Here is a 25,198-nt window from a genome sequence, read left to right as displayed (position 1 = left end):
AAAAAAGAGACCTTCGGGTCTCTTTTTTTATGCCTGCCGTATGTCACCGGAGAATGTGGGACAATGCCCACCACTTTGAGCCAACACCAGAATCAACATGACCGCCCCCAGCACGCCCAAGCCTCCACGCAAGAAGCCTAAAACCGCCGCCACGGCCAAGCCCGTCGCGCCGCGTAAAGAGGCGACCCTGCACCCGCGCAACCGCCACACAGGCCGTTACGACTTCCCGGCGCTGATCAAGACCACGCCGGAACTGGCGAAATTCGTGATCATCAACCCGTACGGCAAGGAAAGTATCGACTTTGCCAGCCCGGATGCGGTGCGGGTGTTCAACCGAGCGCTGCTGAAAGCCTTCTATGGCATCCAGCACTGGGACATTCCGGCCGACTACCTGTGCCCGCCGGTGCCGGGGCGTGCGGACTACGTACACTTCCTGGCCGACCTGCTGGCCAACACCAACGACGGCAAGATCCCGCGCGGTTCCATCGTCAAGGTGCTGGACATCGGCATGGGCGCCAACTGCGTCTATCCGCTGATTGGCTACATGGAATACCGCTGGAACTTCCTCGGCTCGGAAGTCGACCCTATCGCCGTCGCCGCTGCCAAGGCCATCGTGCAGTCCAATGACCTGAGCAAGGTCATCCAGCTGCGCCAGCAGAGCAATCCCAAGCAGATCCTGCTGGGCCTGCTGGAGCCGGGCGAGCGTTTTGACCTGACCATGTGCAACCCGCCGTTCCATGCGTCCATGGATGAAGCCACCAAGGGTAGCGAACGCAAGTGGCGCGCCCTCGGCAAGGCGGACCCAAAGCGCAAGTTGCCGGTGCTGAACTTTGGTGGCCAATCGGCCGAGTTGTGGTGTGAAGGTGGTGAAGCGCGTTTTGTGACGCAACTGATTGCCGAGAGCGCGCATTTTGCCCACAAGGTGTTGTGGTTCAGCACCCTGGTGTCAAAAGCGTCGAACTTGCCCGCGATCGAGACCGCCCTGAAAAAGGCCGGCGTGCTGGAGAGCCAAGTCGTGGAAATGTCCCAGGGCCAGAAGCAGAGCCGGTTTGTGGCGTGGACTTTCCAGACCAAGAACGAGCAGCAGATCTGGCGCCAGCGCTGGGTGCGCTAAGTCTAAACGCTGCCTGCTTCACTGTAGGAGCGAGCTTGCTCGCGAAAAACGCAATGACACCGCGCTTATTCAGAATACCCACGTCATCGTTGGCGATCCTCGCGAGCAAGCTCGCTCCTACAGGCAACAAAAAACCGTGCCCGGATCGCTCCGGAGCACGGTTTTTTTTGCTGCGTCTTACTTGTTAACAGCGTCGGTCAGGCCTTTGGCCACAACCAGCTTGATAACTTTCTTGGCAGCGATTTCGATGGCAGCGCCAGTCGAAGGGTTACGGCCAGTACGGGCAGGACGCTCGGTCACTTTCAGTTTGCCAACGCCTGGCAGAGTGATTTCGCCGCCGTTTTCCAGCTGGTCAGCAACAACTTGGCTCAGTTGGTCCAGCAGAGCGCGCACGGTGGTTTTCGGTGCGTCTACTGCTTCAGCCAGGTCAGCGATCAGTTGGTCTTTAGTAATAGCCATTGTGGTGTTCCTTCCCTATCAAATTCATATGGATTGCAGAGTGCAGTGTCAGCCGTCGAGCCCGACCGTCATGGCCTGGCACCCCCGGCTATAACCACGGAGATCGGGGTTATAGATGCTTGAAACGGGGATTGGTTCGACCTGACAGATGCTGAATGCACGCTTATCGCCGAGACTTGGCGTAAGACGGGGCAAAACTAGCACAGAGACGGGGAAATATCCGCCTCTACCTACCCATTTGGTCAGCTTTATCGCTCTAAACCGTGAAAAAAAGGCATATGGCCCGTCGGAAGGGGCCCAAAACACCCTTCGAAGCCCGTCTCGGCCAATGGTGCGGTACACTTGGCGACTTTTCGGGGAGGCCCACCGCTCCCCGCTCAACCAGCCGAGAAGCCTATGCCGATCCGTCATTGCATCGTCCACCTGATCGACAAAAAACCCGACGGCACACCTGCAGTTCTCCACGCCCGCGACTCCGAGCTTGCCGAGTCCGCAGCCATCGAGAACATGCTTGCCGACCTCAACGAGAGCTATAACGCCAAACAAGGCAAGGCCTGGGGTTTCTTCCATGCCGAGTCCGGCGCGCACCCGTTCAGCGGCTGGTTGAAGGAATATTTCGACGGTGGTCAGGATTTCACCACCTTCAGCCGCACCGCTGTCGAGCACCTGCAGAAGCTGATGGAGGAGTCCAACCTCTCCACCGGCGGCCATGTACTGTTCGCCCACTACCAGCAGGGCATGACCGACTACCTGGCCATTGCCCTCCTACACCACAGCGAAGGCGTGGCGGTGACCGACGAGCTGGACGTGACCCCCTCGCGCCACCTGGACCTCGGCCAATTGCACCTGGCGGCACGTATAAACGTGTCCGAGTGGCAGAATAACAAGCAGTCCAAGCAGTACATTTCCTTTATCAAGGGCAAGAACGGCAAGAAGGTCTCGGAGTACTTTCGCGACTTCATCGGCTGCCAGGAAGGCGTCGACGGCCCGGGTGAGACCCGCACCTTGCTCAAGGCCTTCAGTGACTTCGTCGAAAGCGAAGACCTGCCGGACGAATCCGCCCGCGAGAAAACCAAGACCCTGGTGGATTACGCCAGCAGCCAGGCCAAGCTCGGTGAACCGATGGGCCTGGAAGAACTGTCAGGGTTGATCGATGAAGATCGGCCTAAGGCGTTCTACGACCATATCCGCAACAAGGACTACGGCCTGTCGCCGGAAATCCCGGCGGATAAGCGCACCCTCAACCAGTTCCGCCGCTTCACCGGCCGGGCCGAGGGCTTGTCCATCAGCTTTGAAGCGCACCTGCTGGGCGACAAGATCGAATACGACGAAGCCGCCGGCACCTTGATCATCAAGGGCCTGCCGACCCAACTGACTGATCAACTCAAGCGCCGTAACTGATGCTCGGCGGGGTCTTTAAAAAAGTCCTGCTGGTGTTGCTGGTCGTGATGGTGATCCAGAACTGGGGCAAGATCGAACGGGTGTTCAACCCCTCACAAATGGCGCCGGAGCACGTACGTGCTTCAGCGCGTGTGGTGCTCTACTCGACCGAGTGGTGTGGTTACTGTAAGCAGATCCGCCGGTTCCTGGACCAGAAAGGTATTCCCTACCAGGCGTTCGATATCGAAAAGGATGCCCAGGCGCGCAAGGCATATGAAGCGTTGGGAGGAGGAGGAATACCGTTTGTGGACGTGAACGGCGCGCTGATTCGCGAATACGCACCCGAGAAAATTGAACGCGCGCTCAATGCAGGCTTCCATTAACGACGTGAAAGGCGTCCTGAAGAACGCCTTCCCTGCGAACTAGAAGTCACCTCAAAACGGTGAGTTGCAACCGTTAGCTTCTGCCACTTGCTCAGACGTATCCTTGCGGCGCGGCTCAAGGTTCCAGGGAGTCTTGTTCCGAGCAATGACATAATGGCAGACCAATTGCCGCCGCATCCCTCCCCCATCGTTATCTTTCCATCGCGGATCATCACCGTATTTTTTTTGTAGCTCGGCTAGAACGAAGTCCGTCTTATCCGCCGTTGCGTCCTTACCATATTGGGTTGGCGTGATAGACAGACTCCACTCAATTTTGCCACTCCCTGGGTCAAACCGTTCAATCCATGTAGCGGATTGAATGTATTCAGCCACGGGAGAAGGCGAACACTTCTGATCACTGGGCACATACACAAAGGTAGCGTCCTCAACAGGGGTTTGGGGCAGCGTCATTTGAATAATAGGCAGACAGTCACCCGAACTGTTCAAAAAGTCGGTCTGATCGTACTGTGCATCTGCCAGGCCACCCGGCAAATAGAATAACGCCTTGATAGGTAGCGCCTTGGGATTACTGGGATCCCATACTGCAAGACGAAATTCATTTTGCTGTTCAAACGTGTCCTTATCCATTCCGGACGCTTTGACAAACGCTTCAAAAGACTGGGTGGCTTTTTCATTAGCGCTGTCACGCACGTTGAAGGCACATTGATCAAGGTTGCCAAGACCGTCTTTATTATGTTTGGCGATCCATTGTTCAGCGGTCAATATGCCCTGCTCATGGCATACTCGACTATCCGCTGTTGCTTTAGTGCTGGCGCCACAGCCCTCCTGTGTCGGTCGTGTGAATGTGCCGCCATCCTCAGGAAAAGCGCACAATACGTTAGCAACCGTTTTTCCAGGAGGTGTTAGCAGTGGAGGGTAGAGAATATTCCCATTATTCTCATGGCGTACGGTTCTTTTAAACTCTACGTCTTTGCGCAAATAAGAATAAGACCACCCTCCGTTGGAGACCGACGGGGGGCTTGGCGCCCAAAACTTAAAAGCTGTTGAAGGTATTGTCACCCTTAAAATAATGCCATTGCACGTGAACCCAGGCGCAGATGGCCGAATGCAAAACATGCGGGTGTCTAAGTAACGCGCACGTAAATCCGCCGCAACTTGTCCACCTACTGCGTCACCGGCGGCGTCCGCCTGTACTACCTGCACAGGTATAGCGGCTGACACCATACTCAGAAAAAGTAATATTTTCACCCATCTAACTCTCATGACAGACGCTCCTACTTATCTTATTAGACGCAGCAACAACAAAAAATCACACATCAATAAACCCTAAAAACACCCGAGTCACTACTGTTAGAAATAACAGTACCAAAGATCAATTCGAAATTAAAAAAACCATATTATAGCCATCACTACCTGCCGCCCACCGACGCCAGTGACTTTTACAATTTCACTTCCCCGCACATAAATTAATCGCGCGCACGAGGCTAGAGGGCACACACCGTTCGAGCCCACTATGAAACTTATCAGGTCATCACGACGCGCCACAGCATCAAACAGTACCGCCTCCATTGGTCGGGACTGTTATTTTTAACAGTACCTTTTTCAACATTCAGCCAGGAGACTAACAGCATCCATTCCAGAGGCACGCCATCATGAAAAGATCGAAATCAAACAGCCACCTCTCCCCTCAGCATTCTAAACTCACAGCACCGCTGCTTACATTGTTACTAGTTGGCAGTTTCAGTGCTCACGCACAATGGAATAAAGGCGACCCTATCAGCTCAACAGAAGATGGCTACCAAACTGCGGCCGCATTAACGGCGCGCTACGAGGCTATCCCACACGATTGTGGCGGCCCCTCCAAGCCCGCCTTCCTCTGTAGCGGTATTATTTTCAGGTTCACCCTTGTAGACCCCAAACAGGTTTACAAAGTATGGAATCACAGCCCGGACGCCAAAAAAATTAATGGAATGTCCTTTTCTTTCATCCGCCAAGACGTGAACTTCCAGTATGCCGCGTGGGGCCGAACGGATGGCTTTATCATCTATGACGTCTGGAGTGAACCTGCTGGTAAACCCAGTCCAGAGATCAAATGTACCTACATACTGGATGCGTGGGGCTGGCACCGTAAAGAGGCCTGTGGCTCGAGCCAAAAATTTCCTGAAGTGCCCGGCCTTTGCCATTTAGTGGGCATCCATACTGCCCAGCAATGGGTCGAGGTATGGAATAAACAACCGGTAGAACCCGTCGAGGACCGCTATCTAAAGCAGTGCGCATTTGATGTCAGCGATAGCAGAAATAATCTTTCCGCCGAAGCGTTTTACCAGGCAATGCTCGCGATGAACGCTCTCGGCCAGTTGTTTTTTGACCAGCATAATGAATTGATCACTGCGCTCTGGCCTGAGGACAAGCCGAGCACGTACCCGGTACAAGCTTTCTTTTACATCAGGGATGGCTTGAAAAATGCGCAATACAATCAGAAAGACTTTTTCATTTCCACCCGGTCAGAAGTCATCGTTCCAATCATCGCGATCACCCTGCCAACAAAGATAGGCGAGAAAGCACGCTTCGAATTTAAGCCAGAAGATCAGGTCATCACCGCGTTGGCTCAACGTTGTGCCGCCTTCATAGAGTCTGGCACTTGGGAGGCACGCTACGACCCCGGCACGAAACAAAATGAGTGGACACTGAAAGTCACTCCAACACCCTGCGCAAGGAAAATAAAAGAAGATTTAACCGACGCGGCCTATCAGGAGTTGTTCAGCAAATTCGGTAAAGATATTCAATGGAGAGGTAAGGATGGCGGTGGCATGCGCAGGCAATTGGCCTGTCTCTTGGAAACGGCCCGTCAGCAGGAGGTATGGAACTTGGAACCCTTCCGTCCAGATGGCAGCCAGAAAGCCGCCGTGGCGGCCGGATGTAATCTCTTTTAAACCCTCAACAACCCAAACTTAGCCACCGTTGCAAGCGGTACTGTTCAACCCAGTACCGCTTGCAAAACGATCTCTTTACTCTGCCAACTCTTCAGACGCCGGTGACTGAGTTTTCCCGCGCACTCATACACTAAATAACATTACATCCTGCAGCCACCGCTTCTGCCTGCGAAGCATCACGCCTGAAAGGCTCAAGGTTATAAGTGTCTTTTGTGCGATAGGTCGCCAATACACAGGCCAACTGACGCCGAACGCCGCCTTGATATTCCGCGACCCACTGCGCATCGTTGCCGTATTTGGCAACCACCTCAGCATAGAATTTATCGAGTTGGTCGGCTTGACTCAATCGTCCGCAATCGGTCGGCGTAATCTCCAACGTCCAACGATTAACCCTCACACCGGGATCATACCGATTTACCCACTGCGCTTTGTCGATGAAACGACGGCATTGCACGTTGACCAATTGCGCCTGATCTTCCGGAGCATAGAAAAAAGTTGCTTCTTCAGACGGTGAACTCGGCAACGTTATTCTGACCACCGGAACATACTTTCCTGAGTACTCATACAACGCAATCTGATCTTTTTGCGCCTCAGACTTTCCTACTTCAGACGGAGCCCCAGTCACGGTATCTTTACTGATCCAAAAAATCACCCAGATAGGTACGCGGCTGCCATCACTTTGAGGCCAGGATGCTATGCGTACTTCATTATTACTCAAGCCGACGGTTGCGAAGTGCTCACTCACTACCTCAGGAAACGCATGAGATGCCACAAACTGCATAAATGCATTAGCACTTGCCGATTCCCTATCCGGCCTTAATTCAAAACCACACTGCCGATAATGTGATTTGGCATTCAATATGTAATCATCTCGCCAGGCCTTGGCAGTGGTGATGCCCATTCCCTGACAACTTCGTTCGACTTGTGCTGTCGCGACAAAATCTCCACAACCTCCATCACTCCTGTTGTGGGAGCCCGCATCCATAGGAAACGCACACAGTACTTGAAGTTTAAGATCATCGTCTGGGGCGTAAAACATTGACCAAATGACATAGCCATGTCGATGATCAGATGCTAATTGACGAAAACTTGCATCCTTGCGTAACCAGGAAAAAGCGGACGCTTCTTTAGACGCGGGCCCTGGGTTCCAAAACCTATAAAGGTCCGAATAGACGGTGCCACGTAAAAATAACCCAGAACACAAAAATGCTGGACGTATAGGTGTGCCACAATCCGCGACCACCTTACTGTAAGCCGCGTAGAGACCAAACACGGCTGCGACCCCCGCCTCATCATGGGTAGAATACTTAGCAATCGCAGAATTACCGAACAGCAAACAAAAACCTGAGCAAATCAATAATTGCCACATAACACACCCCTTCAGAAGTTGATGAGTAGTCGTCAACTTATAAAAGCGCGTGTGCAAAAAATCTTCTACTGTCAGAATTAACAGTTAGCACTACTGATTAGCAATATCCAACGCGCTATTATTCCAAGGCGGAACGTTGCAGCGTGCTGCTCTATTAACCATCGTTAACAGCAAGGGCTCAACGCAACACGATCACTCGCCCCAACAGGCTGCGCTGCTCAAAACCCAACACTGCCTGCAGGGCATTCAACACCGCCTCCGGGTCCTTGCTCGGGAAACTGCCGCTGACGCGCTTGGCGCCCATCGCTTCGTTGAGCAACAGAATGCGGCCTGGGTAGTAACGCTCCAGGTCCTTGACCACGTCCGCCAACGGCGCCTTGTAGTAGTTGAGCCAACCGTCGCGCCAGGCCAGGCGCGACTCACTGTCTACCGCGTGCAGAGGGTCAGCAACGCCGTCTACGTAGGCCACTTGCTGTCCCGCCGTAAGAATTTGCTGCGCACCTTGCTTGGACGGCGTCACGCCCACACGCCCGGACAACACCGTTACCTGAGCGCCTGCCGGTTGTAGGCGCACTTCGAATTGCGTCCCCAGCACGCGCGCCTCACCGCTGCCCGCCTCCACCACAAAGGATTGTCCCGTGTGGGTCACGCTGAAAAAGCCCGCGCCACGACGCAGCTTGATATGCCGCTCGCCATGGCTGAAATCCACGGCAATCGCGCTGTCGGCATCGAGAGTTACCTGGGATTGATCGGCCAGCGTGACGGTTTTGACTTCACCCGGCGCCGTCACGTAGTCGGCACCGAGATCATCGATCCAGCGTGACGGCTGCCAGCCGGCGCCCATGGACACCATCAATAGCAGGCACGCAGCCATCGCCAAGGCGCCGGACCAACGCACCACCCGTGAACGCTTCGAGGTGCTCATCGCATTGAGGTAGCCCTGCAACGCCAACGCCTCTTCATCCGCCAGCTTGCGTGCCGGCACTTCGCTCAACTCCCACAACACCTGGGCCTGGGAGTAGGCCTCGACGTGCGCCGGATCAGCCCGCAACCACTGGCTGAAAGTGGCCTGGTCGCCACTGCTGGGCTGATCATGCAATAGGCTCAGCCAGGCCAGTGCGGCTTGTTCCTGGGCGGGCGTGGGGGTGGCGTTCACGGTGCTTTCCCTGGCGTGCGTGGGGATGAGGGTTCGCGAAGGCTGGCTTTGCAGGCTTCGAGGGCACGCATCATATGTTTTTCCACGGCACTTTGGGACAGGCCCATGGCCTTGGCGATTTCCGCGTACTTGCGACCGTGAATGCGGTTGAGCAGGAAAATCTGCCGCGTGCGCTCGGGCAGGCTGCGCAAGGCGGCTTCGACGTGGCGCAGGTCATTGCCAGCTTCCAATGCTGCCTGGGGTTCGGAACCTTGGTTGTCTTGCTGTTCGGGCAGCCAGCCTTCACTGCTGCGTACCCGTGCACCTTCGCTGCGCAGGTGGTCGATGGCGATATTGCCGGCGCAGCGCAGCAGGTAGGTGCTGAGTTCCTCGACCTGCACCAACGGCCGGCGCCAGAAACGCAGGAACAGGTCCTGCACCAAGTCGGCCGCCGTGGCGCGACACCCCACGCGGCGACTCACCAAGGCTTCCATCTGTGAACGCTGGGACAAAAACACCTGCAGGAAATGCGCACGCCCACCTGCCGCGTCAGCGTGCTGGCTGTCCTGGGATTCGGGTGGCGTGCTGATCATCATGGGCGGGCTCAGAGGGTGGCGAAGGCTGCAACAGGACTGGCGAGTAGACCAACGCCCGCCAGGATCAAGGCCAGCCTTGGCCGGTACGGCAACAACAACACCAGCAGCAATGCGCTGAGCATCAACACGGCGCACCACTCCACCAGGCCCTGGCCCCAACCGGCGACATCCACCGCCGGCCAGATCGACACCACCAGCAGCAACCAACCGATCACCCGCAAACCCAGGCGCCGACGAGGCGAAGGTTTGCTGTGCAGCAACTCGCCGTGGTGACGGTCAGTGGACAGGCAGAGTGCGGTGAACCCGGCGTAGCACATCAGCAGTGCGAGCAGCATTCAGTTCGCCTCCTGCTTCAACGCCAGCGGGCGTGCGCGCTGAGCTTTAGGCGCCGGCGCGGTGCGACGCTGCATCTTCCAGGCGGCCCAGCCAAGGAATACGCCGCTGGCCAGGCAGGTCAGATCAAAGCCAGCCATGGCCCAATCGCCGGTTGCCAACGAAACACCGAGGTGGTGCGATGTGGTCAACGCGTTGAGCAGTGGGATGGCGATAAACAGCAGCGCGCCGAAGCTCAGTTGCTCGACCCACCCCTGGCGGCCACGACGCAGGATCGCGTGCAACAGACTCAGGCCCCAGGCAATAAAGAAGGTTTGTATTTCCCAATCGGAACGGTCGGCAAAGCTCACCGGCAACAAACGGTTGGCCCAGAAAAATGCGGCGATGGCGATCATCAACCCGGACATGCTGGCGATGTTCAGCACTTCTACCAAGCGCAACTCAAACGGCATTACCGCAGCCTTGGCATGTTTGAGCTGACGCTTGCCGAGCCAGATCACCAGCCCGGTGCCGATCATCGCCGTGCCCGCCAGGCCACAGATAAAGTACAACCAGCGCAACACCGGGCCGGCGAAATGGCCCATGTGCAACCCATAGAAACTACCGCTGATGGCTGCCGGTAGCGACTGCCCGCCATACACCCGTACCAGCTCGCCGGTGGTGCCATTGAAGGAAACGGTGCTGCCGAAATCATGCACCACGCTGTCGGAACCCGCGCGAAACACATTGACCGAGGCGTTCATATCGGCGGGATTATTGACCGCCACGCGCCCCACATGGCCACCTTCCCACTGCGCCCGCGCTTGCTCGTACATCGGCACCAGCGGCAGCAATTTTCCAGGCTGGCCCAGCGCCGGCGCGTTGTTGGTGTTCGGGAATACCTCGCTGAAAAAGGCGCGGGTGTCGCCGCCATAGGAAGCAAGAATCGGCGCCGGCATCACCATGCTCATGAAGATCACCAGGCTGCTGTAGGTGATCATCAAATGGAACGGCAGCACCAGCACTCCCACCGCGTTGTGCCCGTCGAGCCAGGAACGCTGGCCTTTGCGGGGCCTAAAGGTGAAGAAGTCCTTGAAGATTTTCTTGTGAGTGATGATGCCGGTGATCAAGGCGACGAACATCACCATCGCGGCAATCGTCGACAGCCAGCGGCCCCACGGGTGAGGCATTTGCAGCTGGAAGTGAAAGCGGTAGAAGAAATCGCCGCCCATGCTTTCACGGGCTTGCACAGCCTGGCCGGTAACAGGGTGGAGGGTTTTCTGGATGAAATTACCGCGTCGGCCAGGGTCGACTTTGTCTTGCCACATCACCGACAAACCAGGATCGCGGCTGTCTGGCAGAGTGATAAACCAGCGTGCGGCGGTCGGCGCGACTTGCTGCAGATAGGTCTGGGCGACGGTCAGGCTGCGCGCATCGTCCAGCGGATGGGCCTGCACTTCAGGCTGCATCCAGTGGCTGATCTCATCCTTGAAATACGCCAAGGTGCCCGTCAGGAAAATCGCAAACAGCAGCCAGCCAAAGATCAGCCCCGCCCAGGTGTGCAACCAGGCCATGGCCTGGCGAAAGCCATCTTTCATGTACGTGCCATCCAGAAGCCCACACCCGCCAGCGTGGCAAATACCGCGCTTGGCAGCATCACGCCAAACCAAGCGCGCGCGGCGCTGCGGCAGGCGAAACACCAGATCACGGCCAGCAGGTAGAACACGAATGAACTCATCATGCCGGTGATCACGGCGTCGGCTCGGGACGTGGGCATCCACAGCGCCAGGCAGATACTGGCCAGGGAAGCCATCAGATAACCACCCACCACGGCAGCCAGCACGCGCGAGGTGACGGAGAGACGATAGGAGACAGGCAGCGAGGTTTTGCTTTTCATGCGGGAGGCGCCAGGTTCATCAGGCCGCAATATTAATGATAAATATTCTCATAAGCAAAACAGAACGGATGAAACACCTGCCCTGACGGATTGCCGAAGCCCGTCGCGGGCCCTACAATGCGAACAATTCTTGTTCTCTAAAGCATGGCGATGCTTGTGGAGTGTCCGCGTTGAGCCCGTCCAATACCGTCGAAGTGTTGTACAACGACCATCACCACTGGCTCACCGGCTGGTTGCGACGCAAGCTCGGCTGCCCGGAAAGCGCCGCCGACCTGGCCCAGGACACCTTCATCCGCGTGCTCACCGCACGGGAAACACCCACGTTGGTCGAGCCCCGCGCGTTCCTCACCACAGTCGCCAAGCGTGTGCTGTTCAACTTCTACCGTCGCCAGGACCTGGAGCGCGCCTACCTCGACGCCTTGGCGCAGATGCCCGAGCACGTGGCACCGTCGGAAGAAGAACGCGCCATCATTCTGCAAACCCTGGTGGAGTTGGACCAACTGCTCGACGGCCTGCCGATTCAGGTCAAGCGTGCGTTCCTGCTGGCCCAACTCGATGGCCTGACCTACGCACAAATCGGCGCGGAACTGGGTATTTCCATCGCCACTGTCAAACGCCACCTGAGCAAAGCGGCCATGCGCTGCTACTTTGCCCTATGAACTTCTCCACCCAAGTCGCCGAACAAGCCGTGCATTGGTTGATGGAAATGCAGCAAGGCGCGCTCAACCCACGCCAGCAAGCCGCCTGGCAGCAATGGTTGAACGCCCACAGCGAACACCAGCGCGCCTGGGACCACATGCAGCGCGTCAATCAGCGCCTGCGCGGCATGCCCTCGCCCCTGGCCCATGCGGCGTTGAATGTGCCAACTTCCACCAGCCGTCGTCAGGCGCTTAAGTTGCTGTTGATCCTCGGCGCCGGTTCCGCTGCCGCCTGGAGCCTGCGCCAGCAACATATCCTGCCGCCGCTGACCGCCGACTACCGCAGTCCCGTTGGCCAGCGACGCAAGGTGCAATTGGCCGATGGCAGCCAGTTGCAGCTCAACACTGGCAGCGCAGTGGATGTGCATTTTGATGGCCAGCAACGGCTGATCCGCCTGCTTGAAGGTGAGATTCTGCTGACGGGTATTACAGGCAGCACACCATTGCAGGTGCTGACCGGCCAGGGCCTGCTCACCAGCCAGGCGGCGCGCCTGAACGTGCGGCAATTCAACGATCACACCCAACTGGCGGTGCTCGACGGCCGCGTCGACGTCATGCCCAATACCTACACCGGCCTGCCGCTGAGCGTCCAGGCCGCACACCAGGTCAACTTCACCCGCAAAGGTTGGGACACCCCGCGCCCCACCGACGCCAACAGCGGCGCCTGGGCCGACGGCATGCTGGTTGCTGCCCACATGCGCCTGGAAGATTTCCTCGGCGAACTCGGCCGTTATCGCCGTGGCCAGGTCAATTGCGACCCACAGGTAGCCAACCTGCTGATCTCCGGCAGCTACCCGCTGGACGACAGCGAGCGCATTCTCGACCTGCTTGAGGTGAGCCTGCCGGTGAAGGTACGGCGCTTTACGCGCTATTGGGTGACCGTTCAGGCACGCGCCTGATGAGATCCTCTGTAGGAGCGAGCTTGCTCGCGAAGACCGGGAGAACGCCGCAGGGTGTCAGGTTTCCCGCGTTATCGTTGACATTCTTCGCGAGCAAGCTCGCTCCTACACAAAGCATACCCTTGAACTTTTTTTTGCAACGGTGAGCCGTTTTCCACCCCTCGCGTGACAGAGAAGGAAAGCCACCTTGATCCTTCCTTCTCAGGACCGCTCTTCATGCCCCAGCAACCGACGCTTCTTGCCCGCACCTTGCGCCAACTCCTACTCGGTGCCAGCCTCAGTCTGACCGTGCTGCCCCCGGTGATGGCGGCCGACGCCAAGCCCTATCACATCGCCCCGACGTCGCTGGAAGCTGCACTGAACCAGTTTGGCCGTGAAGCCGGCGTGCTGATCTCCTTCGGCTCCGAAGTGACGGCGGGTATGCAGAGCCGTGGTTTGTCCGGCAACTACGGCGCCGCGGACGGCCTGCAGAAACTGCTGGAAGGCACTGGCCTGCAAGCCCGTGCCGAAGGCGACAATGCCTACAGCCTGCAACCGGCCACTGCACCGGCCAGTATTGAGTTGGGCACCTCCAGCGTGGTCGGCGACTGGCTGGGCGACGCGGCGCAGACCAACGTGTTCGAACATCCGGGCGCCCGTGATGTGATCCGCCGTGAAGAGTTCGAACGCCAGGGCGCCACCCAGGCCAAGGACGTGCTCAACCGTATTCCCGGCGTCAACGCCCCGGACAACAACGGCACCGGCAGCCACGACATGGCACTGAACTTCGGCATTCGCGGCCTCAACCCACGCCTGGCCTCGCGCTCCACGGTACTGATGGACGGCATTCCAGTGCCGTTCGCGCCCTACGGCCAACCGCAGCTTTCCTTTGCGCCGATCAGCATGGGCAATATGGACGCGGTCGACGTGGTGCGCGGCGGCGGTGCGGTGCGCTACGGCCCGCAGAACGTCGGCGGCGTGGTCAACTTCGTGACCCGTGCGATCCCGGATGCGCCCACGGTCAAAGGCGGCTTGCAGACCGAAACCAGCCCGTCTTCCAGCCAAGACGGCTTCAAGACCACCGGCAACCTGCTGGCCGGCGGCACCGCCGACAACGGCCTGGGCGGCGCGATTCTGTACTCCGGCACCCGTGGCGGCGACTGGCGCGAGAACAGCAACACGCGCATCGACGACCTGATCCTCAAGGGCAAATACCAACTGGATGACGCCAACAGCTTCAACGCCATGGCGCAATACTACGAAGGCCAGGCCGATATGCCAGGTGGCTTGAACGTCGCGGACTACAAGGCGGATCCCTACCAGTCCACCCGCCCCTACGACAAATTCTGGGGCCGACGTACGATGTTCAACGTCGGCTATCGCTATGAGCAGGACCGCCGCGAGTTCACCGTGAACAGCTTCTTCACCAAGACCTTGCGCAGCGGTTACCTGGACCAGGGCACGTTCCTTTCGCTGTCTCCGCGTGAATACTGGGTGCGTGGCATCGAGACCCGCTTCGCCCAAGGTTTTGACCTGGGCCCAACCAGCCATGAAGTCGGTGTCGGTTACCGTTACATCAACGAGGCCGGCCACGAGTTGCGCTACCGCACGCCGATTGCCGCCAACCAGCAGATTCCCACTACCAACAGCCGCAACGACCGCGACACCCGTGGCGGCACCGAAGCCAATGCGTTCTTCATCGATGACCGGATCGATATCGGCAAGTGGACCATCACGCCGGGCATTCGCTACGAGATGATCGAGTCCCAGCAGACCAACAACCTGACCAACGTCAAATACAAAGGCGACTACAACACCGCGCTGCCGGCACTGAACGTGCTGTACCACCTCAGCGACAGCTGGAACCTCTACGCCAACACCGAAGGTTCGTTCGGCAGCGTGCAGTACAGCCAGATGCCGAACCGCGTGACCAGCGGCGAAGTGAAACCGGAAAAAGCCCGTACCTGGGAACTCGGTACCCGCTACGACGACGGCACCTTGCGTGCGGAAATCGGCGCATTCCTGATCAACTTCGACAACCAGTACGAAAGCAACCAGACCAACGACTCGGTGATTGCCCGTGGCGAAACGCGCCATCAGGGGATCGAGACCAGCGTCAACTACGCGCTCGACGGTTTGAGCCCGGCCCTGGCCGGCTTCGATGTGTACGCCACTTACGCCTACGTCGACGCCACCATCCGCGAAGACGGCCCGAACAAAGGCAACCGCGTGCCCTTCTCGTCCAAGCACAAAGGCACCCTTGGCGTGGGCTACACCGAAGGCCGCTGGAAGCTCAACCTGGACAGCAGCTACCAGAGCAGCCAATTCGCCGACAACGCCAACACCGAAAAGGAAACCGCCAACGGCGCCAACGGACGCATCCCTGGCTACATGTTGTTCAGTAGCCGCGCGGCCTATGACTTCGGCCCGCAACTGTCGGATTTGAATGTGGCAGTGGGTGTGAAAAACATCTTCAACACCCAGTATTTCACCCGCTCGTTCGACGATAACAACAAGGGTAAATACGTCGGCGAACCCCGCACGGTCTACGTGCAGACCTCCATTGCGTTCTAACGCCACTCAAACGAAAACGGGCCTGCAAATGCAGGCCCGTTTTTAGTGGAGCGTGAGAAAGCTATCAGCCGTTGAACACGGCGCGTTCTTTTTCCAGAAACTCCTGCTCAAGCTCATCTTCGTTGACTTTGGTGGTCGGCTGGTTTTTCCCGGCAGCGCGTGGCTTGCCTTGCAGTTTGCCGAACAGATGTTCCAACGCATGGTCCAGCTTGGTCGCCGCACCGTCGATCGCCTGTTCCAGGGTATCGGCTTTATGCTGCACGGACAGCGGTTGATGGCCTTTTGGCCGCGCTTCCAGGCGGCAACTTAAATCGTGGGGACCGGGCTTGTCGCCGTTCTCATCCCGCAGGTAGACCTCCACTCGGGTCAGGTCTTCTTCGTAACGTTCGAGCGTGCTCTCAATGGTAGTACGTACCCACTCCTCCAGTCGGATGCTGCCTTCAATATGGTTATCGCTATTGACTTGGATTTGCATAGTTCTTCCCTTATTTCAGCTAGCTCGCGAGAGGTCACAACTGCAACACCGGGTCGGTGAAACCATGACCTCTTGATTACACAATTGAGCAGTCAGCAGAACAATTCAACCCCTTTGCAAAGATAAATCCCACATTACAAATTAAGTCTGACTACGAGCAAAAACGCTGTTAGGGTGGGGAGTTGGTTACATCTTCTTATGCCCAGCCAACCTCACAATTGCCCCTCTCCCAACGGGTGCAATCCGCGGAAAATCCCTGCTTCTTCAACCAACCAATCGTGCACCGCGCGTACGCCCGGGTGGCTCAGTGCGCCTGGCGCATACAGCAACACGTAACGTTTGTGGTTAGGCACAGCCAGGCCGAAGGGCACGATCAAGGTGCCACGCTCCAGCTCATCGTTGAGCAAGGTGCGCCGCGCAATGGCCACGCCCATGCCGGCGATGGCGGCTTCGATGGTCAGGTGGTTACGGTTGAAGGTATGCCCGCGCCGTACGTCGGCGTCGTGATAGCCGATAGCATTCAGGTAAAACTCCCACTCGGCGTACTCATAACTCCCACGCCAGGCGGTGATGTCGTGCAGCAGTGGGAAATGCACCAGGTCAGCGGGGCCATGCAGCGGTGGCCGGCCGCGCAGCAGGCTCGGGGCGCAGACGGGGAAAATCTGTTCGTCCAGCAGGGCTGTGGATAACAGGCCAGGGTAGCTGCCGTCGTTCAGGTCAATGGCCAGGTCGAAGTCCCCCTCATGCAGGGCGATGCTGCTGTCCTCGGCGACCATACGCAATTGGATATCCGGAAAGCGCTGCTGCAAGCGCGGTAACCGAGGGGTCAGCCACTTGCCAAGAAACGACGGGATCGAGCGCAGGCGCAGGGTGCCACTGATCATCCCCGCGTCCAGGCGCTGCAACTCCGCGTCGATGCTGCCGTAGGCCTCCCCTACCGTTGTCGCCAATCGCTGCCCCTCGGCACTCAACTCCACCCCCCGCGCGCGCCGATGAAACAAACGGAAACCCAATCGCTCCTCCAACTGGCGGATTTGCTGGCTCACCGCGCCTGGCGTGATGTGCAGTTCCTCGGCGCAGCGAGTGAACGACAAATGCCGCGCAGCACAGGAAAAAACGTGCAGCCAGACATACGTCTGGCCATGAAGGGGCCGGGTCATAGCGTTTAGTCCTGCTAAAGGGTGTCTTAGGATAATTCGTTGGTCAGTGCCGTTCCAGAGGCTCAGTATCACGCCAATTCCGCTCGTCCTACAAAACATGGCAGCGATTTCTACTCCATTGCTTGTAAGGCTTTAGCATGGCTATCAGTGTTTTCGATCTATTCAAAGTGGGCATCGGCCCTTCCAGCTCCCACACCGTCGGCCCGATGCGGGCGGCGGCGACCTTTGCCCAGACCCTGATCGACCAACACCTGCTGAGCGACACTCGCCGTGTGGAAGTGCGTCTGTATGGCTCGCTGTCCGCCACCGGTGTCGGCCATGCCACCGACCGCGCCTGCGTGATGGGCCTGATGGGCGAATGGCCGGACCGGGTCGACCCCACCTCGATCAACGCACGTATCCAGCAACTGCGCGAATCCGGCCGACTGCTTCTCGCAGGTCAGCAGGACATTGCCTTCAACTGGAAGCACGATCTCCTACTGCTGGACGAAAGCCTGCCCTACCACCCCAACGCCATGTCCCTGCACGCCTACGGCGAAAACGGCCTGCTGAGCGAGCAAACCTATTACTCGGTGGGCGGCGGTTTCATCATCGAAGCGGCGGAAGCGGCCTCGGGCATTGCGCCGACCAGCGATGTGCAATTGCCCTACGACTTTTCCAGCGCCGTAGAACTGCTGGCCTTGTGCAACAAGCACGGCCTGCGGGTTTCCGAACTGATGATGGCCAACGAACGCGCGTGGCGCAGCGACGCCGACATCCGCAGTGGCCTGTTGCATATCTGGTCGGTGATGCGCGAATGCGTGGAGCAGGGCCTGCGCGATGAAGGCATCCTGCCGGGCGGTCTGGACGTGCCCCGTCGCGCGGCAAAATTGCACCGCAGCCTGCTGGAAATCGGTAAGCCGAATGTCATCACGTCGACCCTGTCGGCCATGGAGTGGGTCAACCTGTTCGCCCTCGCCGTTAACGAAGAAAACGCGGCCGGTGGGCGCATGGTCACCGCGCCGACCAACGGCGCGGCAGGAATCATCCCGGCGGTGCTGCATTACTACATGAAGTTCAACGCCGACGCGTCTGACGATGACGTAGTCAATTTCTTCCTGGCCGCTGCGGCAGTCGGCATCCTCTGCAAGAAAAACGCCTCGATTTCCGGCGCCGAAGTTGGCTGCCAGGGTGAGGTGGGTTCGGCCTGCGCCATGGCTGCAGCAGGGCTCGCCGATATTTTGGGCGCTACTCCAGAGCAACTGGAAAACGCCGCCGAAATCGGCCTGGAACACAACCTCGGCCTCACCTGCGACCCGGTCGGCGGCCTGGTACAGGTGCCGTGCATCGAGCGCAATGCCATCGCAGCGGTCAAGGCGATCAACGCCACGCAAATGGCCCTGCGCGGTGACGGCAAACACTTCATTTCTCTCGACCGGGTGATCCGCACCATGCGCGATACCGGCGCCGACATGCATGACAAATACAAAGAAACTTCACGGGGCGGCCTGGCCGTGAGCTGGGTGGAGTGCTGAGGAGCATTCCCTGATCGCCCCAACGTGAGCCCGCGCAAAAATAATAACGAGGCAATAACGATGACCGATGTACGTACACCTGCCGTAGAAAATCCCGCTGCCGAAACAACCGTGACCACCGGCTGGACCAAACACGACACCACCTGGATGCTTGGCCTCTACGGCACCGCCATCGGTGCCGGCACTTTGTTCCTGCCGATCAATGCCGGCGTCGGCGGCTTCTGGCCGTTGATCTTACTGGCCCTGCTGGCCTTCCCAATGACCTTCTTCGCCCACCGTGGGCTGACGCGTTTTGTGCTGTCAGGCAAATCCGGTGACATCACCGAAGTAGTCGAAGAGCACTTCGGCGTCGGCGCAGGCAAGCTGATCACCCTGCTGTATTTCTTCGCCATCTTCCCGATCCTGCTGGTGTACAGCGTGGCGCTGACCAACACCCTGGGCAGTTTCATGGAACACCAACTGCACATGGCCCCACCGCCTCGGGCGATCCTGTCGCTGGTGCTGATCCTTGGCCTGATGGCCATCGTGCGCTGCGGCCAGGGCGTGATCGTCAAGGCCATGAGCGTCCTGGTGTACCCGTTCGTCGCCGCCCTGCTGTTGCTGGCCTTCAGCCTGATCCCCAACTGGAATGGTGCATTCTTCGCCTCCGCCGGGGAGGGCATGCCTATGCCACTGTTCTTCAAAACCTTGTGGCTAGCGATTCCGGTGATGGTATTTTCCTTCAACCATTCGCCGATCATCTCCGCCTTCGCCGTCGACCAGAAACGCGTGTACGGCGCCCAGGCCGAACGCAAAAGCAGCGGCATCCTGGCCACGGCCCACGGAATGATGGTGCTGACCGTGATGTTCTTCTGCTTCAGCTGCGTACTGGCACTGTCGCCAGCCGACCTGGCAGCGGCCAAGGCGCAGAACATCTCGATCCTGTCCTACCTGGCCAACCACTTCCAGACGCCGGTGATCGCCTACGCCGCACCGTTGATTGCGCTGGTAGCTATCACCAAATCCTTCCTCGGCCACTACATCGGCGCCAGCGAAGGTTTCCAGGGCTTGATCGTCAAATCCCTGCGCGGGCGCAACCGTTCGATGTCGGCCAAATGGCTGGAACGCTGCACGGCGCTGTTCATGGTGCTGACCTGCTGGGCCGTGGCCACCTTCAACCCAAGCATCCTGGGCATGATCGAAACCATGGGCGGGCCGATCATCGCGTGCCTGCTGTTCCTGATGCCGATGTACGCCATTCGTCGCGTGCCATCGCTGCGTCAGTATTCGGGCCAGGTGTCGAATGTATTTGTAGTAGTGATTGGGCTGATTGCGCTGTCTGCGATCGTTTTCTCGGTACTGCCCTGAAATAGATCACCCAACAAAAAGGCGAACCTCGGTTCGCCTTTTTTTGTCCCGCAATAACGGCTCGGCGCCTTATGCGGCACGGCCTTTGCTGTACAGCTGTAGAGGGAAACGGACCTTGTGAAAACCTCAGCGACGGAGTGGCCGATGGTCAAGAAACGCGAACTAATCCCGACACCGGTCGTCAATGACTGCATGTTCTTATCAGGCGGTACGCATCATGGACAATCCTTTTCAGATCATCACCGACACCTTCACCCCTGAATACCGCGTCAACTTGAGCATCCAACGGCTGGACGGCAGCATCATGCTGACCCTCTCGAACGAGCAAGGCGTAGTGGCCAAGCGCATGATCAGCGCCGAACAGCGCAATGATCCAAAGCGGCTTAAACGCTTGGTGCAAAGCATCCAGTTCGGCATTGCCATCGAACAGGGCCACAGCGCCATGGAGATCCTGGCGGTGATGACGGATGGCGATCACAAAGTCCTGCAGCGACCGCCCACCCGCGCCCTGCCGTTCAGCGTCGGGCTTTAAAGCTCGCCCTTCTCGGTTTCCAGGCTCGTCTCGCCCTTACGGCGCGGGCCTTCAACCTTCACCGAAGGGAAGGCCGACGAGGCGTAGCGCACCACCAGAATCGCGAACGCCAACAGCAGAATCCCACCGCACAGGTAGATGATTCCCACGTCCGGCGGGTTGTGGTGCGACACGTTGGAGATCAGCAGGCGCGTCAGCGCGGTGATCGCCACGTAGATCAGGAACCGCACCGGCATGTGGTTGGTCTTGAAATAAATCCCGACCATCGCACCCAATTCCAGGTAGATGAACAACAGCAAGATGTCATCGATCTTGATGTGCCCGTTCTCCAACATCCCCAGAAACTCCATCACCGCCGCCCAGGCCGTCACCGCACCAATGGCGAACAGCGCCAGGTAGTGGAACGACTCGACGAACAGGTTACCCAGGGATTCGGCCAGCCCGTGCACTTGCTGGCGTAGCCTTTCGGCCCAATTGATCTTCACGATGATGCTTCCTTAGGTCGACTCGACCGGATAATGCGGGTTGGACGTGACGGTTGTTCTGCATGCAGAAAAAAGGCCAGGGGCAGGTATAAGATGATGGCGGGGTGACATGAGGCACTCCAAACCTGTATTTACGGGCTACATTAAAAAACTGCTATCCAAACTCGATGGTTTGGCTTAACCTTTTTACTGTATATAAATACAGCATTCCAGCAACACCCGAACACAAGGGCTACTCCCCTTCACTACTGCACCCTGATGACGAGGCCAAAAAATGGCTGTTGAAACCCTGTATCGCAGTACCCGCGACTTGGAGACTACATTCGTGGATCGCAAACTTGCCGACGCACACGACCAGATGCTTGAACTGGCAGAGTCTCTGATGGATGTCCTGTTGAAAAACGTGGAAGGCTTGACTGAAAAGCAGGCAGAAGACGCCGGTATTTTCATGGCCAAGAACCGCGCCGCCTTTGCAGCAGCGTTCAAGAACAACGCCAGCGCCCTGGCCGAGATCGGGCAGCCGGAGGCGGAGTAAGAGGACCGGCGGCCCGCCTCCGTTGATTCAGGGTGAACCAACGGGTTCAGGCAGACCGGCGACTCATGGTTTTACCAAAGGCTATTCACGCCTTACCCCTGCCACAAGGTTTTACCGAAGAAGGTCAACGTGCGGTCCCACGCCAATTGCGACCATGCGGCGTCGTATTGCGTGTCGGGGATACGGCCATGGCCGATCGCCGTTTCATTGGCAAAGGCATGGCGGGCCAGGTAGCGATAAAACGTAGCGTCAACACCTGCCGCGTGCAGCGTTGACTCCAGTTTCGCGACGGTGTCGATATTGAAAAAAGCATCCTGCGTGCCCCAATGGCCAATCAGCGGTGCTTTGATTTTTGCCGCATCCAGGTATTCAAGCGGTGGGAAGCCATACCAGACCACACCCGCAGCCAGCTCCGGAATGGCATTGAGCGCCAACAGCGTCAACGCCCCGCCCATGCAGTAGCCGGTCACGCCCACTTTTTTCGAGTCGGCCTGCAGGTAACGCACCGCGCCTGTGATGTCCTGGGACACCGCATCGCCAAAATCCAGGCTGTCCATCAGGTGATGGGCTTCTTCCTCTTCCACGGTCGAGGCGCCGCGATAAAGGTCCGGCACCAGCACCCGGTAACCGCACTCGGCCAGGCGGATGGCCACGCCCTTGATCTGCTCGTTAAGCCCCCACCACTCTTGAATTAATACGATGGCCGGCGCGCCTTCCAGCACAGCCGGGCTGGCCATGTAGCCATTGACCTCAGCGCCGTCTGGACGCTTGAACGTTACGGAATGCGCTGTTGCTTGATTGGACATGAAGACTCTCCGCGGCAAGTAGGAAAACGATGGCGGGCAAACACCGAAAAGCGCCCGCCTTCAGAACCCTATCAGGATTTTTACGCTGACAAACCCTCCTCTCCCCTCGTTATGTACCACTGTGTATTAACGCACCCGCGCGACATATCCGGGATACAAAACACCGGTCTACTGGGCCTGCCTGAACCTTCCCTGTTCAATACGCCGTGACCGAAGGTTCAATCACATAGGACCCGGAGAATAAAAATGCACGACTCAACACCGGTTGATCGCCTGATCGTCAACACCTACACCAATGGCCTCATCGGCCCCAGCCAGAAGATGCTCGGCCCGCTAGCCGATGGCGGCACGCTTATCACCGGTACTCCGCCGGGGTGTTGGGGCCCAATGATCACGCCCGCATTTGAGGGTGGCCATGAGGTGACTCAACCCGTATTCATCGCCGGCGCAGAGGTCGGTGACGCCGTGGCCCTGAAGATCAAACGCATGCGCGTGACGTCGCTGGCCACTTCGTCAGGCGTCATGCGCTTTGTTGAGGGGCGCTATCACGGCGATCCCTTTGTCGCCAAGTTCTGCTCCAACTGTGGGCAGGAGCATCCCGCCAGCCATGTCGAGGGGATCGGCGCAGACGCCATTCGTTGCAACGCCTGCGGTGCGGAGGTCAGCGCGTTTCGTTTCAGCCATGGCTACGTAATCGTGTTCGATGCCGAGCATCAGGTGAGCCTGACCGTGAACCAGTTGGTCGCCGACCGCCTCGCCGGCCAGGCACCGGATATGGCGGCGTTGCCGGAGATGTCCGCCCAGCATTCGATTCTGTCCCTGGCCCGCGCCGATATCCCCGGCCTTGCCGCGCACATGCGGCCTTTCCTGGGCAATATCGGCACCACGCCTTCACGCGACCTGCCGGACTCCCACAACTGTGCCGACTTCGGCCAGTACTTGGTCGGCGCGCCCCACCGCTACGGCATGACCCATGACCAACTGCATGCGGCGAAAACCGACGGGCATATGGACACCAACTCGGTACGTGAAGGTTGCGTGCTGATTTGCCCGGTGAGAGTCCCCGGCGCCGGGGTTTATATGGGCGATATGCACGCCCAGCAAGGCAACGGCGAAATTGCCGGGCATGCCACCGATGTGTCGGGCGAAACCGAACTCACTGCCAACGTGATCAAGGGGTTGAACCTTGACGGCCCGATCCTGCTGCAAAACCTTGATGACCTGCCGCCCATGGCCCGTCCGATGACCGCCGAGCAACGGCTGCACGTCAAGGCATTGGGCGAGCGCTGGGGGCAATTCGAGATCGAAGACAACGGGCCCATTACCTTTATCGGCAGCGGCGCCGACCTCAACCTGGCGACGGAAAACGGCCTGGAGCGCGCGGCGGCGGTCACGGGCCTGTCGATGGATGAGGTGCGCAACCGCGCAACGCTTAACGGTTCGATTGAAATCAGCAGGTTGCCGGGAACCGTTCGCGTCACGATCCTGTGCCCGATGCACATTCTAGATCGCATGGGGATCGGCTCACTGGTGCGCGAGAAGTATCAACTCTGACGGGGGCATCAGCGGTACAGCAAGCGCTCGGCCAGCTCATCCGCCACCCGGGCGGGTGAGCGTTTTTCCGCCTGGGCGTGAGCGAAGATCTCGGTGAGGCGCGTGCCGATGTTGGACAGGTGCGCGGTAATCGTCGGCAGTTCCGCTCCGCCGTGCTTCAGCGCGACGTAGATCAGGCCACCGGAGTTGATCACGTAGTCGGGGGCGTAGAGGATGCCGCGTGCCTCCAATTGATCCGCGTTGTCCAGATGAGTCAATTGCGCACTGGCCGAACCGGCCACAGCGGCGCAACGCAATTGGCCGACGCTCTGGCGGTTGAACACGGCGCCGAGGCCACAAGGCGCAAGGATGTCGCACGGCGTGCTGAGTAACGCGTCGTTGGCGATGGGGTGTGCGCCCAACTGCTCCATGGCCAGTTGCACCTTGCCGTGATCGATGTCGCTTACCAGCAGTTCGGCTCCGGCGGCGTGCAGTTGTTCGGCCAAGGCGTAGCCCACATTTCCCAGCCCTTGGATGGCCACGCGCAGGCCTTCGAGGTTGTCGCTGCCCAGGCGCGCCATCGCGGTGGTACGGATGCCGGCGAACACGCCCATGGCGGCATGGGGCGATGGGTCGCCTGCTGCGGTGGTGCTGGTGACGTAGCGGGTATGCTGGGCGATGCAATCCATGTCCGCCACTGAAGTGCCACTGTCGACGGCGGTGATGTAACGGCCGTCGAGTTGCTCAACGCATCGACCAAAGGCTTCAAATAATGCAGCACGGCTTTCCACATGGCCGGGACGCAGGATCACGGCGGTACCTCCGCCTACGGGTAAACCGGCGAGGGCTGCCTTGTAGCTCATGCCTTGGGCCAGGCGCGCGGCATCGGCCACGGCACTTTCGTCGTCGGGGTAGGAAAGGTAGCGACAGCCACCGAGGGCGGGCCCCAGGCGACTGTTATGGATGGCGATGACCGCCTTCAGCCCGGTGGCCGGGTCGATGCTCAAGTGCAGCGATTCAAGGCGGGTGCTGTGCATGAGAGCAAACATCGTCAAGCTCCCGAATCACTTCTGGTAGTGGGCC

The 25,198-nt window shown here is 58.5% G+C and carries 25 protein-coding genes; 12 read left to right on the top strand and 13 right to left on the bottom strand.

What is annotated here, in order from left to right; genetic code table 11:
• The first annotated feature begins 97 nt into the window (after positions 1-97).
• Positions 98-1,114: a 23S rRNA (adenine(1618)-N(6))-methyltransferase RlmF gene (gene rlmF / locus HX868_RS08100; protein WP_095014825.1), complete on the top strand. Its 1,017-nt coding sequence runs from the start codon at positions 98-100 to the stop codon at positions 1,112-1,114.
• A 177-nt stretch (positions 1,115-1,291) separates the two neighbouring features.
• On the opposite strand, the gene HX868_RS08095 is transcribed toward rlmF, so the two are convergent.
• Entirely contained in the window at positions 1,292-1,573 is a 282-nt protein-coding gene (locus tag HX868_RS08095) for an HU family DNA-binding protein (RefSeq protein WP_003188840.1), read from the bottom strand.
• Between the two features lie 396 nt (positions 1,574-1,969).
• On the opposite strand from HX868_RS08095, the gene yejK reads away from it, so the two are divergent.
• Positions 1,970-2,974 carry a nucleoid-associated protein YejK gene (yejK, locus tag HX868_RS08090; protein WP_010212893.1) on the top strand — a complete coding sequence of 335 codons (1,005 nt, stop codon included), beginning with the start codon at positions 1,970-1,972 and terminating at the stop codon, positions 2,972-2,974.
• Complete coding sequence (locus tag HX868_RS08085; protein WP_177002509.1) at positions 2,974-3,336, top strand: glutaredoxin family protein; 363 nt, start codon at positions 2,974-2,976, stop codon at positions 3,334-3,336. The genes yejK and HX868_RS08085 overlap by 1 nt, the downstream gene beginning before the upstream one ends.
• Before the next feature lie 51 nt (positions 3,337-3,387).
• On the opposite strand, the gene HX868_RS08080 is transcribed toward HX868_RS08085, so the two are convergent.
• Positions 3,388-4,599 carry a DUF2599 domain-containing protein gene (locus HX868_RS08080; protein WP_177002508.1) on the bottom strand — a complete coding sequence of 404 codons (1,212 nt, stop codon included), beginning with the start codon at positions 4,597-4,599 and terminating at the stop codon, positions 3,388-3,390.
• A 389-nt stretch (positions 4,600-4,988) separates the two neighbouring features.
• Between HX868_RS08080 and HX868_RS08075 the strand changes: the two genes are divergently transcribed.
• Positions 4,989-6,269 (top strand): DUF2599 domain-containing protein, encoded by a 1,281-nt coding sequence (locus tag HX868_RS08075; RefSeq protein WP_177002507.1) that lies wholly within the window; start codon positions 4,989-4,991, stop codon positions 6,267-6,269.
• 130 nt (positions 6,270-6,399) lie between these two features.
• Here the strand turns inward: HX868_RS08075 and HX868_RS08070 are convergent, their stop codons facing one another.
• The 6 genes from HX868_RS08070 to HX868_RS08045 all read right to left on the bottom strand — a co-directional run bounded on the left by HX868_RS08070 (position 6,400) and on the right by HX868_RS08045 (position 11,578).
• Entirely contained in the window at positions 6,400-7,638 is a 1,239-nt protein-coding gene (locus HX868_RS08070; protein ID WP_177002506.1) for a DUF2599 domain-containing protein, read from the bottom strand.
• A gap of 178 nt (positions 7,639-7,816) precedes the next feature.
• Positions 7,817-8,794, bottom strand: a complete 978-nt coding sequence (locus tag HX868_RS08065) for a FecR domain-containing protein (protein WP_177002505.1) — start codon at positions 8,792-8,794, stop codon at positions 7,817-7,819.
• Positions 8,791-9,369: an RNA polymerase sigma factor gene (locus HX868_RS08060; protein ID WP_043204830.1), complete on the bottom strand. Its 579-nt coding sequence runs from the start codon at positions 9,367-9,369 to the stop codon at positions 8,791-8,793. The genes HX868_RS08065 and HX868_RS08060 overlap by 4 nt, the downstream gene beginning before the upstream one ends.
• Before the next feature lie 8 nt (positions 9,370-9,377).
• Positions 9,378-9,704 carry a DUF3325 domain-containing protein gene (locus HX868_RS08055; protein ID WP_095014821.1) on the bottom strand — a complete coding sequence of 109 codons (327 nt, stop codon included), beginning with the start codon at positions 9,702-9,704 and terminating at the stop codon, positions 9,378-9,380.
• Positions 9,705-11,279 carry a PepSY-associated TM helix domain-containing protein gene (locus HX868_RS08050; protein WP_177002504.1) on the bottom strand — a complete coding sequence of 525 codons (1,575 nt, stop codon included), beginning with the start codon at positions 11,277-11,279 and terminating at the stop codon, positions 9,705-9,707.
• The gene (locus HX868_RS08045) at positions 11,276-11,578 is read right to left on the bottom strand and encodes a DUF3649 domain-containing protein (RefSeq protein ID WP_177002503.1); all 303 of its coding nucleotides are present in this window, start codon (positions 11,576-11,578) and stop codon (positions 11,276-11,278) included. Before HX868_RS08045 ends, HX868_RS08050 begins: the two co-directional genes overlap by 4 nt.
• A 170-nt stretch (positions 11,579-11,748) precedes the next feature.
• Here HX868_RS08045 and HX868_RS08040 point away from each other — a divergent pair, with 170 nt between their 5' ends.
• The 3 genes from HX868_RS08040 to fecA all read left to right on the top strand — a co-directional run bounded on the left by HX868_RS08040 (position 11,749) and on the right by fecA (position 15,728).
• Positions 11,749-12,237: a sigma-70 family RNA polymerase sigma factor gene (locus HX868_RS08040; RefSeq protein WP_025999878.1), complete on the top strand. Its 489-nt coding sequence runs from the start codon at positions 11,749-11,751 to the stop codon at positions 12,235-12,237.
• The gene (locus HX868_RS08035; RefSeq protein ID WP_177002502.1) at positions 12,234-13,175 is read left to right on the top strand and encodes a FecR domain-containing protein; all 942 of its coding nucleotides are present in this window, start codon (positions 12,234-12,236) and stop codon (positions 13,173-13,175) included. Before HX868_RS08040 ends, HX868_RS08035 begins: the two co-directional genes overlap by 4 nt.
• Positions 13,176-13,391: 216 nt before the next feature.
• Entirely contained in the window at positions 13,392-15,728 is a 2,337-nt protein-coding gene (gene fecA, locus HX868_RS08030) for a TonB-dependent Fe(3+) dicitrate receptor FecA (RefSeq protein WP_177002501.1), read from the top strand.
• A 64-nt stretch (positions 15,729-15,792) separates the two neighbouring features.
• On the opposite strand, the gene HX868_RS08025 is transcribed toward fecA, so the two are convergent.
• Positions 15,793-16,203 (bottom strand): HPF/RaiA family ribosome-associated protein, encoded by a 411-nt coding sequence (locus tag HX868_RS08025; protein WP_177002500.1) that lies wholly within the window; start codon positions 16,201-16,203, stop codon positions 15,793-15,795.
• 212 nt (positions 16,204-16,415) lie between these two features.
• Positions 16,416-17,363: a LysR substrate-binding domain-containing protein gene (locus tag HX868_RS08020; RefSeq protein ID WP_012722379.1), complete on the bottom strand. Its 948-nt coding sequence runs from the start codon at positions 17,361-17,363 to the stop codon at positions 16,416-16,418.
• 137 nt (positions 17,364-17,500) lie between these two features.
• On the opposite strand from HX868_RS08020, the gene HX868_RS08015 reads away from it, so the two are divergent.
• From HX868_RS08015 to HX868_RS08005, 3 genes are all read left to right on the top strand, one after another.
• On the top strand, positions 17,501-18,877 hold the full coding sequence (locus HX868_RS08015; RefSeq protein WP_177002499.1) for an L-serine ammonia-lyase: 1,377 nt from the start codon (positions 17,501-17,503) through the stop codon (positions 18,875-18,877).
• Positions 18,878-18,937: 60 nt separating this feature from the next.
• Entirely contained in the window at positions 18,938-20,224 is a 1,287-nt protein-coding gene (locus HX868_RS08010) for a serine/threonine transporter (protein WP_177002498.1), read from the top strand.
• A 217-nt stretch (positions 20,225-20,441) separates the two neighbouring features.
• Positions 20,442-20,756 carry a DUF3509 domain-containing protein gene (locus tag HX868_RS08005; RefSeq protein ID WP_038850023.1) on the top strand — a complete coding sequence of 105 codons (315 nt, stop codon included), beginning with the start codon at positions 20,442-20,444 and terminating at the stop codon, positions 20,754-20,756.
• Here HX868_RS08005 and HX868_RS08000 read toward each other — a convergent pair.
• Positions 20,753-21,241 (bottom strand): phosphate-starvation-inducible PsiE family protein, encoded by a 489-nt coding sequence (locus tag HX868_RS08000; protein ID WP_177002497.1) that lies wholly within the window; start codon positions 21,239-21,241, stop codon positions 20,753-20,755. The two genes, HX868_RS08005 and HX868_RS08000, sit on opposite strands and share 4 nt — an antisense overlap.
• 274 nt (positions 21,242-21,515) lie before the next feature.
• Between HX868_RS08000 and HX868_RS07995 the strand changes: the two genes are divergently transcribed.
• Positions 21,516-21,776 (top strand): YebG family protein, encoded by a 261-nt coding sequence (locus tag HX868_RS07995; protein WP_016978245.1) that lies wholly within the window; start codon positions 21,516-21,518, stop codon positions 21,774-21,776.
• A gap of 92 nt (positions 21,777-21,868) precedes the next feature.
• On the opposite strand, the gene HX868_RS07990 is transcribed toward HX868_RS07995, so the two are convergent.
• Positions 21,869-22,582 (bottom strand): dienelactone hydrolase family protein, encoded by a 714-nt coding sequence (locus tag HX868_RS07990; protein WP_177002496.1) that lies wholly within the window; start codon positions 22,580-22,582, stop codon positions 21,869-21,871.
• Positions 22,583-22,828: 246 nt separating this feature from the next.
• Here HX868_RS07990 and HX868_RS07985 point away from each other — a divergent pair, with 246 nt between their 5' ends.
• A complete protein-coding gene (locus HX868_RS07985; RefSeq protein ID WP_177002495.1) occupies positions 22,829-24,136 on the top strand; it encodes an acetamidase/formamidase family protein in 1,308 nt (435 codons plus the stop codon).
• Between the two features lie 8 nt (positions 24,137-24,144).
• Here the strand turns inward: HX868_RS07985 and HX868_RS07980 are convergent, their stop codons facing one another.
• A complete protein-coding gene (locus HX868_RS07980) occupies positions 24,145-25,164 on the bottom strand; it encodes a Leu/Phe/Val dehydrogenase (protein ID WP_016978242.1) in 1,020 nt (339 codons plus the stop codon).
• Between the last annotated feature and the right edge of the window lie 34 nt (positions 25,165-25,198).

The sequence above is a fragment of the Pseudomonas reactans genome (assembly GCF_013385825.1).
Taxonomy (GTDB): domain Bacteria; phylum Pseudomonadota; class Gammaproteobacteria; order Pseudomonadales; family Pseudomonadaceae; genus Aquipseudomonas; species Aquipseudomonas reactans.
The sequence above is the reverse complement of the archived record's forward strand: the minus strand, read 5'-3'. Positions and strand labels throughout refer to the sequence as shown.

Excerpts from the sequence above, each read along its gene's own strand:
- HX868_RS08095 (WP_003188840.1), bottom strand. The coding sequence starts at position 1,573 with ATGGCTATTACTAAAGACCAACTGATCGCTGACCTGGCTGAAGCAGTA.
- yejK (WP_010212893.1), top strand. The coding sequence starts at position 1,970 with ATGCCGATCCGTCATTGCATCGTCCACCTGATCGACAAAAAACCCGAC.
- HX868_RS08075 (WP_177002507.1), top strand. The coding sequence starts at position 4,989 with ATGAAAAGATCGAAATCAAACAGCCACCTCTCCCCTCAGCATTCTAAA.
- HX868_RS08055 (WP_095014821.1), bottom strand. The coding sequence starts at position 9,704 with ATGCTGCTCGCACTGCTGATGTGCTACGCCGGGTTCACCGCACTCTGC.
- HX868_RS08070 (WP_177002506.1), bottom strand. The coding sequence starts at position 7,638 with ATGTGGCAATTATTGATTTGCTCAGGTTTTTGTTTGCTGTTCGGTAAT.
- HX868_RS08060 (WP_043204830.1), bottom strand. The coding sequence starts at position 9,369 with ATGATGATCAGCACGCCACCCGAATCCCAGGACAGCCAGCACGCTGAC.
- rlmF (WP_095014825.1), top strand. The coding sequence starts at position 98 with ATGACCGCCCCCAGCACGCCCAAGCCTCCACGCAAGAAGCCTAAAACC.
- HX868_RS08015 (WP_177002499.1), top strand. The coding sequence starts at position 17,501 with ATGGCTATCAGTGTTTTCGATCTATTCAAAGTGGGCATCGGCCCTTCC.
- HX868_RS08045 (WP_177002503.1), bottom strand. The coding sequence starts at position 11,578 with ATGAAAAGCAAAACCTCGCTGCCTGTCTCCTATCGTCTCTCCGTCACC.
- HX868_RS07985 (WP_177002495.1), top strand. The coding sequence starts at position 22,829 with ATGCACGACTCAACACCGGTTGATCGCCTGATCGTCAACACCTACACC.
- HX868_RS08020 (WP_012722379.1), bottom strand. The coding sequence starts at position 17,363 with ATGACCCGGCCCCTTCATGGCCAGACGTATGTCTGGCTGCACGTTTTT.
- HX868_RS07980 (WP_016978242.1), bottom strand. The coding sequence starts at position 25,164 with ATGTTTGCTCTCATGCACAGCACCCGCCTTGAATCGCTGCACTTGAGC.
- HX868_RS08010 (WP_177002498.1), top strand. The coding sequence starts at position 18,938 with ATGACCGATGTACGTACACCTGCCGTAGAAAATCCCGCTGCCGAAACA.
- HX868_RS07995 (WP_016978245.1), top strand. The coding sequence starts at position 21,516 with ATGGCTGTTGAAACCCTGTATCGCAGTACCCGCGACTTGGAGACTACA.
- HX868_RS08085 (WP_177002509.1), top strand. The coding sequence starts at position 2,974 with ATGCTCGGCGGGGTCTTTAAAAAAGTCCTGCTGGTGTTGCTGGTCGTG.
- HX868_RS07990 (WP_177002496.1), bottom strand. The coding sequence starts at position 22,582 with ATGTCCAATCAAGCAACAGCGCATTCCGTAACGTTCAAGCGTCCAGAC.
- HX868_RS08025 (WP_177002500.1), bottom strand. The coding sequence starts at position 16,203 with ATGCAAATCCAAGTCAATAGCGATAACCATATTGAAGGCAGCATCCGA.
- HX868_RS08035 (WP_177002502.1), top strand. The coding sequence starts at position 12,234 with ATGAACTTCTCCACCCAAGTCGCCGAACAAGCCGTGCATTGGTTGATG.
- fecA (WP_177002501.1), top strand. The coding sequence starts at position 13,392 with ATGCCCCAGCAACCGACGCTTCTTGCCCGCACCTTGCGCCAACTCCTA.
- HX868_RS08080 (WP_177002508.1), bottom strand. The coding sequence starts at position 4,599 with ATGAGAGTTAGATGGGTGAAAATATTACTTTTTCTGAGTATGGTGTCA.
- HX868_RS08005 (WP_038850023.1), top strand. The coding sequence starts at position 20,442 with ATGGACAATCCTTTTCAGATCATCACCGACACCTTCACCCCTGAATAC.
- HX868_RS08050 (WP_177002504.1), bottom strand. The coding sequence starts at position 11,279 with ATGAAAGATGGCTTTCGCCAGGCCATGGCCTGGTTGCACACCTGGGCG.